Genomic DNA, 13,836 nt, shown 5'->3' with positions numbered 1-13,836 from the left:
TTGGTGAGAATGTTGATTGAAGTTAAGATTGAAGAATCTAATGCCGTACGAATTAGAAAAGAACGCTATTCGTATGTGGAATTTGAACAACTTTCAGAAGAATTACGTCCAGAAAATTCGGTGACTTATCTCTTGGTACAAGATAAAAAAGTCTTGTATCAAGGAAAATATCAATGTGTTTCAGGTTTATCATTTCATGAATCCATTCATTATAGTATTGAACAAATGATTCAAGCAGGCACATTAAAACAGCGTAAAGGACAGAAATTGTTGGAGTTGTTAGATCAAGAATTAGCTTTTCCTGGTGGAACACAACCTTCGTCTACTTCAGTTTCTTTCACACCGTCTTCTGAAAAGAAGAACAAAAAGTACTTTTCTCTCAACCTTGATTCTTTGCAATCTTTTTTTAAGATTCATTGGAAAAAAATAGGTATAGGAGGAAGTATTTTTTTTCTTCTTTTTATTGGTATTTTGTGGAGTTCAACTCAAAAAATCAAGACGCATCCAATCGATTCTTATCAAACATTGGTTGATAAGAAAGAATATATTGTAGCGTTGAAAGAATACCCACAAAAAGAAGAAGTGTTAGTAAAGCAACTTTATCAGGAAAAAAATAAAAAAGAGTTATCTAAGCTATCAAAAGAAGGAAAATCAACTCTTGCTTTCTTTTATTTACTCTTTTTAGAACACCAGTGGAAAAAAATCACAGAAATGACTGATTTGCCTGTGAATGAAGAAACACAAGGTATGCTTGGTTTTGCCTATTTAAAGCAAGGAAAAATCGAAGAAGCAGAACTAATCAACCAAGAAATTAAAAGTACGGTATTAGACGAGCAGATTCAGCTTGCAAAAAAAGAAGAAGCTTATCAAGCCATTCATGAGAAAGAAGTCAAAAAAGCAGAACAAATCAATCAAGAAATTCATGACGAAGAATTAACTGAAGATCTATCTGTGGCTAAAAGTATTGTGAATCTACTTGAAAAATATCAAAAAGACAAAGAGAATACGACACTTTCTGAATCTGAACGTAAGGAAGCAGAAGAAAACTATAAACTTTGGGAAGAAAAATTACAACAATTAGGAGGAGTTTCAAATGACGAATCAAACAACGAACAATAAAGGGAATGGGTTTCAATCAATTCCGAAAAAATGGTGGTTAATCGGATTATGTTCCGTCTCTATTCTAGGCGTAGGAGGTCTTATTACTTATAGTTATAGTACTTCACCACAACAAGAAGTAGCCAAAAAAGAGCAAGTGCATTCTATGGATAGCGATAAAGAAAGTGAAAAAACATGGGAAAAAGCAATCGAAAAAGAAACAAAAGGTAAAGAAAAATCAACATCAAAGAGAAAAAGTAGTATGGATAAGCTTTTAGGTGTGTTAACAGGAGAAAATAACGAAGATGATTCAAGTATTTTTGGTTTTAAAGTGTCAGATAATGACAAGAAAGATCGAACAAATCTCATTGGGGAATTAGCTAAAGCATTAGATGTACAAGAAATCAAGGAACAAAAACGAGAAACTAAACCAAATAGTGAAAATAAGAAAGAACCTTTATTCTTACTGACAGATAAACAACAATCGTCCAAAGAAGAATTGACGGATTTGTCAAAACCTATTTTGCCAGATAAAAAACCAGAAGTCGTTTTACCTGAGAAACCTGAAAATCCAGGAATAGACGAAGAAAAACCAGTTGTTCCAGATATACCTGTTTTACCAGATGATCCCAATGTACCCGTTATACCAGATATTCCTGATATACCAGTAGACCCTACTCCCGAGCCAACACCTGATCCAGAACCAGTGCCGCCAGTTACACCAGATGAACCAGATCATACATTAGATCAACTCATTACTACGAATAAGCTTGCTTTAACCACTGTTAAAAATAAAGCAGAACAATTGAATCAATCATTGAATCAAGTAAAGAAAGAGTTAGAAAACTTAACAATGATTGAAGAAAAAACTGCACAAACTGCAGAACAAGCAACGAATGAATGGCAAAAAGTTTCTGATCTAGTCAATGAATACAATCGTCTATCACAAGAAATCAAGAAATTGATTGAAGTCGATGGACAAGTATTGCCAATCAACTATGATTTATATCGTGAAACGTATGAACAATTGACTCAAAAAGTAACTGAAATCAAAGAAGCACAGAACAAAGCCAATCAAACGACCACACAAATGAGTGAATCAGTTCAACAAGCACAAGAAACAGCCAATCGGTTACCAGATATGAATCAACAATATCAAGAGTTACAAACACAAGTTTCTACAACTAAAAATGAGATCCAAACAACAGTATCTAATGCGCAGTCGAATGAACAAGTAAGCAATGCAGTACAGAATGAAATCAACCAAGCGACACAAGCTTCAGAAGCATTAGATACAACTAATCAAGTGGTAGGTAGCCAAATAGAAGAGAGTCAACAAACGGATTATCAACCTGCTTTGGAACAAGCCAATCAGGCTGTCGAAACGGTAGCCAATGAGGCTAACAAACAAAATAGCGCTGTAGATTCCGTTCTAAGTGATTTTCAATCATTGCCTACTGTAGAAGAAGTGGAAGCTCCTTCTACGCCTGAAACAGCTCCAGAAACGCCAGAAATGATCAATCCATCGTTAAATGAACAAAATCAATCGGAATCCTCCATGAATACAGATACAAGTGATCAAACTTCCATTTTTTCAGAAGGATCTTCTTCGGATAGCGGCACTCAAATAGGAAATGGAGAAATCGTATAATGAGTAAAACCGATTATTATTCGTTAGTTATTCGTCGATACATGCAAGAATTTTTGATTCTTGCATGTATTTGGTTTTCTTTACCAGTGATTTTTTCTGGTTATGATTGTTTGAAATCTTATAAAATTTATTTTAGAGGATTAGGATCTGGTGACTTAGGCAGTTTGTTTCTGCTTGTTGGAATCTATTACGGTATCTTTTTGATAGTAAAAGTATTTTTTTATTATCTAAGAGGGAAATATCATTTATTTTCTTTTATTCGACGCCAATTTTTAAAATGGTGGGGGTTCTATTTACTGACAGGCACATTCGGTTATTTTGATGGTTTTATTGCAGGAGGTTGTTCTATTTCTGCCTTTCGTTCCTTCTTGATTTTATTTGTTTTTACATTTTTATAAATTTGTTTAAATCAAGTATATGATCAATCCATTATTACAAATTATGATTTACCTAAAAAGCAGAGCTCATTGAACTATCTGACTTATATAGGTTTTGAAAAAGTAACAGAAGATTTGATTATGACACCTCATGGAAATATACCTGTTGAAAGGATTTCTTCTTATTATCATATCGAGCGTACGCCTTTTACTATGACTGTTTCGAGAGGTTCATATAAATTGGCTTCCTTTTATCGATGTATATTGAATCTAACACTTAGTTTTTTAGTTTTCTATCTAAGTATCAACGGAATGATTGAAGAACAAAACATTTTACGTTATTTAGGTCTTCTCCTAATGAGTTTGTTGCTAGTTATCGTTGAAGCACCAACTTCGTATGAATTATTAAAAAAAGTGAAAAAGATATTTTTAAGTTATCAGAAGAAAGGAAAAGGATAAATGGTTTTAAGTAAACAGAAAATAAAGGAAGAACTTCATAAAATAGATTTACGTGAAATTTATCGTCGTTATTGTGAAGAAACGGAACTAACAAAAAAAGAGCTTTATATGATTAAAAATTACGATGAGACGCATACTTTAGAAGAAGCGATTCAATTTCGCATTGAGAGTCTGAAGGAATACCAACAGATTCGCCAAGAAAAATGTAAAGAAATGGAAATTAACCAGTTGGTTGATTTGATAGGTCATGAAGAGTTGGGACAAGAGTATTTAGCAACAGAATATGAACAGATGGAACAATATATAGATAATAATGAAATGGATGAAACAGTTTCATTTCAACCGTATGCTTTTGATTTATTTTATCAAAATGAAAGAGAACGTACATGAAACATTCAAAATTTTGGAGAAGAGATTTAGTTGGTACTCGATTTTGGCGTGATCCTACACGCACACCCTACAAGCATATTGAACGTTATCTTGGACAGAAACGTGTATTGTATCCTTTATTTGTTAGTTTGTTCATTTTTCTATTTTTATTTTCCAACTACATTGTATCTTTACCAAGTATTCTTACTGAAGTCTTTCCAAATGGACTTTTTGGAGAATGCGACTGGAAAAATGCGTTTCAGTTAAAGTTTTTCTTTCAGTTACCAAAAAACAGTACAGGGTGGTTATTTTTCTTTTTGATTTCCTCATTTTGTACATTTTTATTTGGGTACAAATTATACAGAGTCCGTAAAAGCTTTATGCCATTAGAAGATGTTATGACTGCGGCGACGTCTCGTTGGGCAGATGGAAAGAGTGAATTAGATTATCAGTATCCAGTCATGCCTACAGATGATATGGAAGCCTATGATGGCCCATCAGGAATGGTCGTGGGAACGTCTCCTCGAACAAATGAAGATCGAGAGTGTCATCGAGTTCGAGAATATATTTCTAGTGAGCCAACGAATGTGGCTATCGTTGGGGAAACTCGTGTCGGTAAAGGGGTTTTTGGAGTTGAAAAAGCGATCGATGGATACAGTCGAACAACGAATATGAAGGAAAAACGTTCGATGAATATTCATGATCCTTCTGGAGAACTTTATTTGAAGTGGAAAAAATTATTGGAAAAAAGAAATTACAAAGTTAGATTGTTGAATTTAAATGATACAGCTGTTTCAGATACCACGAATCCTTTAGCTCTGGTTGTTCATTACTATAAACAATATTTATTTGGAGACACAACAATTGCGAGAGATCGAGGACTCGATCAAGCTCAAGCAGAATTAGCTACTTTATGTTATACCTATTTTCATGATCCAAATGCGAAAGAACCTTTTTGGCAAAATGCGGCGACTGCTTTATTTACTGCTGGATCATTGGCATTAATTGAAGAATCTTTATTGATTCAACGAGAAGAACTTTCCAATATGTATACAATTGTGAATATGATTGCGGAAATGAACAGTGATCAAATTACTACTGAATCTCATTCTGTCATTCAAAACTATACAGATGATTTAAGAAAAAGAAAACAATTATTCAGTAAATACAAAGGAAAGTCAGTATTAGACTTCTATTTCCAAGAATTACCTTTAGATCACCCTGCTCATTTGGCTTATTTAGATATTTTAGCTTCTGCACCTGCAAAATCAACCATTGGGAATGTGGTAACACATATGTTAACGAATTTAAAAGCATTTCGTAGAACAGGAAATGCCAAGTTAATGGCTCAAAATTCAATCAATTACATGGATTTAGGGTTTGGCGAACAACCAATGGCTGTCTTTGTAGTTGTTTCTGACCAAGACAAATCGAATCACGAGATTGCGGCTAATTATTTCGATCAAAGCTTTAAAGAATTAACAAAAGCAGGGTTAAAACAGCCGAATCGTAAATTGCCACGACAAGTGGTATTTCTTTATGAAGAAGCAGGCAATATGGTGAAAATCCCTGAATTAGCAACGAAAATGACCGATGGGTTAAAAGTAGGACTTAGTCATGTGATTGTTCTACAAAACTATGAACAATTAGATAAGTATGGTGATGATGCGAATACGATTATTGCCAACTGCGGAAATACCATTGTAGTTAAAACCAAATCAAAGAAAACAAGAGAAATGATTGTTGAAGACTTAGGGAATCGAGCGAACCTTTCCCTTTCACGTCAAGGAAAGATTGCAGATAGTGAGAAAACACTCACTGATTCTATGGAACGTATCCCTATGTTAACTAAAGATGAATTATCTCGTTTACCTTTTGGACAAACTGTTGTGATTCGAAGCATGAAAACTCACGATTTAGCAGGGAATGTCATTGAAAATATGTATCCTATTTACAATCGTGGGGAAACAAAAATGCTAGAAGCATGGAAATATCTTCCGTATGAAGAAAGTACCTGGGATGAAATTGAGGAAGAGTATCGCAATGCGCCTCATACACAAATTCAATTAAGTAGTTTACTTTATTTGGTTGATCCTTTAATGATTCAGGAAAAAGAAGAAAGAAGACAAGCGATTCTTGAAGGGAGAGATTTTGAAGCAGAGAAAGCTTCAGCAATTGAAGCAGAAAATCAGTCAGTCGAAGAGGGTTCTGTACGTGTTTCGCAAGGAAAACATGTCGAACCAAAAGTTGAAAATTCACGTTTGAAAGAACTAGATACAATTTTTGACGTGTATTTTACGGAAGACGTTCAACAACAACGAATACAAGAATTAGATTTAGCAAGTCCATTAAGTTATTTCTTTAAACAGAAATTGAAAAAAGATGTACGAGTTTTTTGTGAGTCACAAGAAAATCCACAACGAATGGAGGAGGAGTATGAACAATTGCTTCAAGAAGGAACGATTAAAGATATAAAAAAATGGTTAGCCAATGTTGGTAGAGAACCTCTTTATGAACGTATGATTCAAAGCGTCGAAAATAATGGTTTTACTCAAATAGGAGGGGAGGAAAAATAAATGCCGTTTATTCTAGCCAATGTTGTGACTAATTTTCTCTCTGGAAATGGTGCAACAGTGATGTCTAATGAACAACTGTTAAAGTTGTTAAATGATTACTCTGGTTATCTGACACAAGGAAATCCAATTTGGGATGCTTTACGACCAATAGGCATGAAGATTGCGGAAGGTGGAGCCTGGGTCTTAGATGGATTATATGGCGTGATGGGTAACCTTTTAAATTTGTTAAATATTTTTGATAATCCAGCTTTCACTGAGCTAATGCACAAAATTGATCCATTAAAAGGATTTCTTTTGTTAATGGCAGTAGTGGGCTTTTTTATTTTATTAATGTTTAACAAAGTAAACGGAGCGACACAAGCACCTTTAAATTTATTACTGATTTTGTGTTTAACATTGATGGCTCCAGCATTGTGGTCAACGGCTTCAAGCATGACACAGGGCGTATTTAAAGCCATTAATAAGGTAGACCAGAGTCCAGGTGAGTCGATTATTTTAGAAAATACAACAGATTTAGTAGCTGTTGCAGAGGAAGGTTGGAAGTTAAAAGATGGAGAAAATTTGAATCATTACAAGCGTGCTAAACAAATTGATATGCAAGAAAAAATTGAAAAACCTGAAGATGTTAAAAATGGAGAGGTTTTTAAGAAAGAAATCGAGACAGATTCTAAGGGAAAGGATTCATTAGTAGATATTGAGCAACCCAGTGGTTTTGCGGCTTGGTTAATGTCTAAATTCTTTTCACCAAATTATTATCGAAACAAAGTCCATTTCTTTAATATTTATTTGACTGAGCTTGTTTCAATTGTTGCATTAGCGATTACTTCCTTCAAATTTGCAATAATCATTGTCAAAATGTATGGCGATTATGTTTTGTTAGTCAAAGGTGGTTTAGCAGATTTCATGGGTATGCAACGAGTGAAAGCTGTTTTTTCTGAGTTAGTTGGTAGTTTTGCTTTGTTAGTCTACGTGCCAATTCTTTTTCAAATCTATATTGTTGCGACAGTTTATATTAAGTCGATGAATTTTGATTTCTTCACTTACATTATTGCGATGGCAGGTGCTGCATGGGCATTGATCGATGGGCCAAATGGGTTTCAACGTGTGACAGGAATTGATGCAGGTTTGAAAGGAACTGCCGGTGTAATGATGGCAGCATTCAGTGGATCAAAACTTGTACGAGGGATCAAAGACTTTGGTGTGAGTGCAGCGAAGTCCGCAGGTGGTGCATTAGCTGATGTTGGTGCTTTTGGTTTAGGAATGTCATTAGCTACTGCTGGTGCAGGAAATAATGGCAATGGAAAAGGATTGAAGGGGATTAATGACATGATGAATGGTGGTGATTCTGATTCAGAGAATAAGGAAGAAGATGATTCTAAATCTAATAAAGGCTTTAATGAGCAAGCACGAGAGAAAGACCAATCAAAAGATTCGAATGATTTACAAAATCAAGAATCCTCTGAAAATGAAGAATCGTCTACAGAATCAGAAGGTGTGGGAGAAAACACACAAGAAACACAAGAAACTTCTGAATCTTCCCCTGAATCTTCAGATTTTGATAGTTTGGAATCGCTAGAACCAACTGAAGCAGATATTAATTCTGATTCTCCACTAGGATTCAATGAAATGGCACGTCAAGAGTCTGAAGAACCGGAAGAAATGACTCATTCAGATGATTTCGATTCTGATTCATCTGGAAAGGAAGAAGCTCATTCATCAGTTACTAGTGAAAAAGAAACTGGATTCAATCAATCATCTGACGACCCAAAATCTTCTAAAACTGAAGAAAAGCCAAACCGAACATTTTCTGCGAAGTCTGACCGATTAAATCAAGAATTGTCTCAACATAAGAAAAATAATCCATTAAAACAAGCAACTAAAAATAAAGTATTTGGCTATGGAAAAGAAGATCCTAGACGTTATCATTCTTCGTCCTTTATGAGTAAACATCGAGATGCTTATGATCTCGGAAAAGATTATGGGCAATATCGCCAACAAAAACGAAGAATAAAAGGCGAACTTAAAGAATCTAAAAAAGAAGAAAAGAAAGAAAAATAAGTAATTATATTGGTGTTTGATGAAGAACTCTATTTCTCAATAGGGTTCTTCAACTTTTACTGATAAATGAAAGGAAGGAACAAATATGTTTACTCGCCCTAACCGAATCACGGATACAATGCGTGTCGGTGGTGTTTACACTTTAATGGATGCCGCCGTATTTTTTGGTGTATTGCTTTATGGTTGGAATTATATTGCAGCTTTAGTTTATCCTCCTTTACGCTTGTGGTTTCGTCTATTTCTTGTATTGGTAACTATTTTTTGGATGTTGCCGTCTCCAATGAAACCAAGTCAAAAGAATATTACCACACTTGTGGATCTTTTAAGAAAGGATCTGACTATTTATCACCCAGATACGATCTATCTTTCGCAACAAGAAGCGTTTGAAGAGAATAAACAACTAATGGAGGCAGAAAAATGATTATCGATGATTCCTTAAAAAAAGAAACAAAGAAGAAAAAGAAACACAAACCAAATTACAAAATCTCAAACAGTGTCTTAAAACTGATGAATCATGTTTCTATGATTGAAGAAGATTGTATTGTCACAAGAAATGGATTTACAGATTATTTATTATTAGAAAACTATTCGATTCGTAAAGAACCAACAGAAATTCAGCGCCAAGGGATTCAAAGCTATGTGGATTTTTTCCGAAGTACTACGTCAGACATTAAATTAATTTTTATGGGGTATGCGGCAGATACAACCCAACAAATTGATTATTTGTATGATCGATTTCCAAAAGAGGGGAGTGCGTATCTGAAAGAACAGCGAGAACACAAAGTATGGGAACTCGAACGGTCACAATCATTGTTAGAAGATATCGTGTATATCCAAATTTTTGGAGAAACAAGAGAAGCGTTGGAGAATGCTCGTTCTGAAGTGTTACACAGCGTGAACAAATATATTCATATTCATCCAATTTCAGTGGCGCAAAAGAAAAGTTTACTTTATCAGTTATACAATTTAGGCGATCGCCCTCCGCAATTTGATGATTCTTTATCTGCCCCAGATTATTGTAATAAAGCAAAAGAAGATTGGAAGTTTATGAGTGAGATCATGCCACAAACAGGAATTACTTTTAAGGGAAATTGGTTTAGTCAAACAGGACGGAATTATATCGGTGTCTCTCATTTATATAAATACGCAAAGAAAGAATTTTTTTATTGGGGAGAACAAATTTTTCGTCAACCTGGTGTGATTACCACAGTTGATATTTCTCATTTAGGTTTATCCAAAATCAAAAAAGAGTTGAATAAATCCATTGGAGAGAGTCGTGATAATGCGAGAAAGGGATTCTCAGAGGACATTCGACAAGAAGCGGGGATTGAGTATCAATTATTAAAAGAATTGATGGAGGACATGATCACAGGGAATGAGAGCGTAAAAGAAGTGACGACACGTTACTATATTTCAGGAAAAACGAAAGAAGACGTCCAGCAACAAGCAGATAAAATCAATCAACGACTTTCTATTAGAGGTTATAAAGCTTCTTTCTTTTTGGGAGAAGAAGATACAGAGTTATTGGCACTTTATCGCTCCCATAAAGAACAAAAGCAAGCGAAAAATCGTCAAGGGAAAGAGTTGACGACGAATGATCTAGGGGCAAGTTATCCATTGAATTACAGCCAATTAATTGATCCAAGAGGCCTTTACTTTGGTCGAACCAATACAGGAGGATTGGTTATTTTAGATATGTGGCATAAGGATTATATGCGCCTTTCTTATAATTTTGTGTTGATCGGTATTCCTGGTTCTGGTAAAAGTTCAACGTTGAAAAAGATCGGTAGTCACAATCATTTATTAGGCAACTATACGTATTATTTTATGGCAAATGCCGAGAATAATCGTTTCATGAAAGCTTATGGTGGTTTGTCGTTAGACGCTTCTGGTCGTGATGGAACAGTCAATCCTTTCCAAATATTTGCGACAGTGATTAATGAGTTGACTGGCGAAGTAGATGAACAAGAAAGTTACAACGTTAGTAAGAATAAATTGAAAATTATCTTCGCAAATATTCATGGAGAAAATGATCCGGAGCTAAATACGTCATTGGATATGTATATTGATTTGTTTTATGAAAAATGGTTTTCTGATCACCAAATGGTATTGGAAAATGCCACGCAATATGAAGCGATTCAATATCCTTTATTGGAAGATTTTTCTCAGTTTATTCACAATGAATTGTTTGAAGAGGAAAGGAAATTTCGCTCCTGCCTCTCAGAGTTTGAAGCCAAAAGGTTAGATAAAATCTATTCAGTTAGTCAAGCCATGTTGCGATCAGATGGAAAAATTTTTAATCAACATACGACTTTAAATTTTGAAGATTATTACTCCGTCTCATTTGATTTGAGTAGTTTGTTAAATAAAGGAAAAGCTGTATTCAATGCACAATTTTATAATCTTCTTTTCTTAGTATGGAATCTTGCGATGACACGAGGAATGAGAGAAAAATATTTTGTAGATAATCATTTGAAACGTCCAGAAGAAGCGATACGAACTCTGTTAGTGATCGATGAATTCCATAATATTACCCGACAAGAAAACATGGACGCCATTGATTTACTTGATCGGTATGAACGAGAAGCACGTAAAGCCTTTGGAGGTTTAGGCTTAGCTACGCATGATATTTCAGATTTATTTTCTAAAGGGGCGTCCGACAACTTTAAGGAGAAAGTACGTAAACTTTTGAAGCTGTCGACCTATACTTTTATCATGAAACAAGACCCAAGTTCGATTGACGAATTAAAAGATTCATTCAAAGAAACACTACGTGAAAGCGAACTAGAAAGTATTCCTAATCTCAATCAAGGACAAGCCATTTTAGCTATCAAAGGAAAAGGAAATTTCCAATTGAATATAGATTTATCAAAAGAAGAAATCGAAATTTTTGCCGGTGGGCATTAGTTTAGACGCTTATTTTTTGAGAGGAAGGTGGAACCTTATCGTTACTTTTATTCAACAAAAATGGAAAAAAACGAAACAATTTTTTGTCGAGCATGCGGATCAATTTTATCGTATGGCTCTTTTTTTTACGATAGGAATGGTCTTATTTTTTTCAGTACCTTCCATTCTTTTAGGGACAGAAAAAGATTTAGCGGACACGCCTATCGGTGTGAATCATAGCCTTTCTTTGAATGATCTAACCCTTACACAATTAGAACGAGGCTATAACGAAAAGACACATTATGCCGAGATATTATTGAAAGCAGATGGAACAATGCCAGAAGGTGGAAAGTTAGAAATGATTGCTTCTGAATCAAAAACAGAACAAGAAATTCCGCATCATTTGATCCGTTTAACAGAGAACTATTATTTGATTCAGCTCTCTCAGATTCCAGAAAATTGGAAATCAATCGTCATTGATATTGGTATTGTTTCTCCAACAAATCCTGATTTCGATCCAAAAAGTATTCAAGATTTATTTGAAAACTATGGTCGAAAAGAAGTCGATCCAGATGAAGAAACTGTACAAGGTGCTTTGTTTATGAATCGAAAAAAAGTACCAGAAGATCCACAGGCAAAACCACAAAATGAGGACAAGTATTTGGCAAAATGTTTAAAGTTACAAATCAAAGAATCAGAAAAATTGATCCAAACAAATAAAGATTTGATTCGTCAAAGTCAAAAATTTATTGAAGGAATTGAGAGGGAAATCAATGAGTTAGAAAGCGAAAAGAAATACGAGACGAAGACAGAAGTTGAAGAAACCAATCAAGAAATTCAAACGAAACAATCGCAAATTAGTGAGTATGAGACAAAAATTACTGAAGCAAAATCTAACAATGAGGAATTGCAGGAGAAGATCCAAAAGCTTCATGAACAGATTCAAGATTATCACAAAAAAGAGAAGTGATTTTTTCCAATTTATTTCAAAGTACCCCTCACAAAAACTGTTAAACGGCTCACAAAAATTGTTTTTTGGTTAACAGAATTTGTGTAACCCTCACAAAAATTGTGAAAACGGCTATTTTAGGGGGTACCTCAAAAAGCCCGACACTGTCGGGTTGGGGGACGTTTAGGCCCCCCTTTTTGTCTTATGCTCTTGCATTAGTAATGACAAATTACATTTTAGAACGAAAGAGAGGGAGATCATTGATTCGATTCGTATTGTGTTTATTGATCCTTTTTATTTTTATGGGTTGTATTTTTTATGGAATCTATTATTTTTTATCGAACAAAGGAGAAAAATTTCGTCAATTTTTGTCGACTATGAGGTTTAAAAGGAGAAGATGATTAATGGATATAAAAATTAAAAATGTGAATAAAGAAGAGTGGGATCGTTTTGAAGCATTTTGTAAAAAATCAAATCGTAGTCGCTCAGAAATGTTAAAGGAATTTATTCGTGATGCAGGAAAATTTGAAGCAGTACTCGAAACAGAATTACGAATGAAGGCGATAATGGATGATGTAATCGCCCACTTAGATTTAAACACACAAGCGTATTTGTTAAATGTTCAACAAGGACTAATCCCTTTAGTCCAAGAACCAATAAGGGAGGAAAACATCAATGACATTTTCAATTAATCCTAACCATCGTACAGAAGATTTATTAAATGAGCTGTTAGGGAAATTTGGTGGAACGAAAACTGGTGTGGTAAATATTTTAGCGGATCGTTACTTAGCACAAGAAAAAATGATCGAACAACTACAAGAAGAATTAGATGAAGAACGTCGCTTGCGAAAAAGTTTGTTGCGAAATTTAGAAAACAAAATGAATGTGGTTTACGAAATTGAAAACACACGACTTCATTACGAAGATTTTCCCAAAATGAAATCGTCTGATCAAGAGCCCAATCATATTTTAAGAGAAGCAGAAAATCATTTAGAGATGAAACGGAATCAAGAGATTTTTCATCACTTTGAACAGCGAGTGAATGACTGATGGGGTCGTCTCCTGGGATTATTATGACTGGAAAATTTGCTCGACCAGGTTCGTCTGCATTTCAGTCTTACATCGATTATATGGATCGAGAAGAAGCTGTTCGTAATGAAGCTTATGAGGCCTACTCTGCTTTTACGAATAGAGAAGGGACGAGTTCGGCGTATGAAGGAGACGAAGACGAAACATTAGAAGGGTACATTCATTATATGGCGAATCCTGTCAAAACGTCTCGCTTATTTTCCACAGATAAACACCAATTAAATGAAGAAGATTTAAAAAGAATGAAAGAACAATTTACCGCCGCCGCTAAAAATGGAAGTGTCATGTGGCAAGATGTTTTTTCATTTGATAATCAATGGCTGG

The 13,836-nt window shown here is 34.7% G+C and carries 13 protein-coding genes; all 13 read left to right on the top strand.

Translation table 11 applies throughout. The annotated features are described in order from the left end of the window. Positions 1–9: 9 nt before the first annotated feature. Positions 10–1,119 (top strand): hypothetical protein, encoded by a 1,110-nt coding sequence (locus tag IGK21_RS13035; protein WP_081115502.1) that lies wholly within the window; start codon positions 10–12, stop codon positions 1,117–1,119. Continuing rightward, positions 1,094–2,749, top strand: coding sequence for a hypothetical protein (locus IGK21_RS13030; protein ID WP_161652476.1), 1,656 nt, complete (start codon positions 1,094–1,096; stop codon positions 2,747–2,749). Before IGK21_RS13035 ends, IGK21_RS13030 begins: the two co-directional genes overlap by 26 nt. Next, the gene (locus IGK21_RS13025) at positions 2,749–3,147 is read left to right on the top strand and encodes a hypothetical protein (protein ID WP_161652475.1); all 399 of its coding nucleotides are present in this window, start codon (positions 2,749–2,751) and stop codon (positions 3,145–3,147) included. Before IGK21_RS13030 ends, IGK21_RS13025 begins: the two co-directional genes overlap by 1 nt. 69 nt (positions 3,148–3,216) lie before the next feature. Further along, entirely contained in the window at positions 3,217–3,585 is a 369-nt protein-coding gene (locus IGK21_RS13020) for a hypothetical protein (protein ID WP_181918652.1), read from the top strand. Further along, complete coding sequence (locus tag IGK21_RS13015; protein WP_128436205.1) at positions 3,586–3,975, top strand: hypothetical protein; 390 nt, start codon at positions 3,586–3,588, stop codon at positions 3,973–3,975. It begins immediately after the preceding gene. After that, positions 3,972–6,530 (top strand): type IV secretory system conjugative DNA transfer family protein, encoded by a 2,559-nt coding sequence (locus IGK21_RS13010; protein ID WP_181918651.1) that lies wholly within the window; start codon positions 3,972–3,974, stop codon positions 6,528–6,530. Before IGK21_RS13015 ends, IGK21_RS13010 begins: the two co-directional genes overlap by 4 nt. Further along, positions 6,531–8,588 (top strand): pLS20_p028 family conjugation system transmembrane protein, encoded by a 2,058-nt coding sequence (locus IGK21_RS13005; protein WP_181918650.1) that lies wholly within the window; start codon positions 6,531–6,533, stop codon positions 8,586–8,588. A gap of 85 nt (positions 8,589–8,673) precedes the next feature. Continuing rightward, the gene (locus tag IGK21_RS13000; RefSeq protein ID WP_094939986.1) at positions 8,674–9,009 is read left to right on the top strand and encodes a DUF5592 family protein; all 336 of its coding nucleotides are present in this window, start codon (positions 8,674–8,676) and stop codon (positions 9,007–9,009) included. Next, positions 9,006–11,495, top strand: coding sequence for a VirB4 family type IV secretion system protein (locus IGK21_RS12995; RefSeq protein ID WP_161652471.1), 2,490 nt, complete (start codon positions 9,006–9,008; stop codon positions 11,493–11,495). Before IGK21_RS13000 ends, IGK21_RS12995 begins: the two co-directional genes overlap by 4 nt. Before the next feature lie 16 nt (positions 11,496–11,511). After that, positions 11,512–12,444, top strand: coding sequence for a hypothetical protein (locus IGK21_RS12990; protein WP_161645544.1), 933 nt, complete (start codon positions 11,512–11,514; stop codon positions 12,442–12,444). A gap of 383 nt (positions 12,445–12,827) precedes the next feature. After that, the gene (locus IGK21_RS12985; RefSeq protein ID WP_161645545.1) at positions 12,828–13,115 is read left to right on the top strand and encodes a hypothetical protein; all 288 of its coding nucleotides are present in this window, start codon (positions 12,828–12,830) and stop codon (positions 13,113–13,115) included. Beyond that, positions 13,099–13,473, top strand: coding sequence for a hypothetical protein (locus tag IGK21_RS12980; protein WP_002334431.1), 375 nt, complete (start codon positions 13,099–13,101; stop codon positions 13,471–13,473). Before IGK21_RS12985 ends, IGK21_RS12980 begins: the two co-directional genes overlap by 17 nt. Further along, a partial coding sequence (mobL, locus tag IGK21_RS12975) for a relaxase MobL (RefSeq protein WP_438719505.1) occupies positions 13,473–13,836 on the top strand: 364 nt, incomplete at its 3' end. The genes IGK21_RS12980 and mobL, both read left to right, overlap by 1 nt.

The sequence above is a fragment of the Enterococcus sp. DIV1421a genome, assembly GCF_051711025.1.
GTDB classification, from domain to species: domain Bacteria; phylum Bacillota; class Bacilli; order Lactobacillales; family Enterococcaceae; genus Enterococcus_B; species Enterococcus_B hirae.
This window is presented reverse-complemented; position numbering and strand designations above follow the sequence as displayed.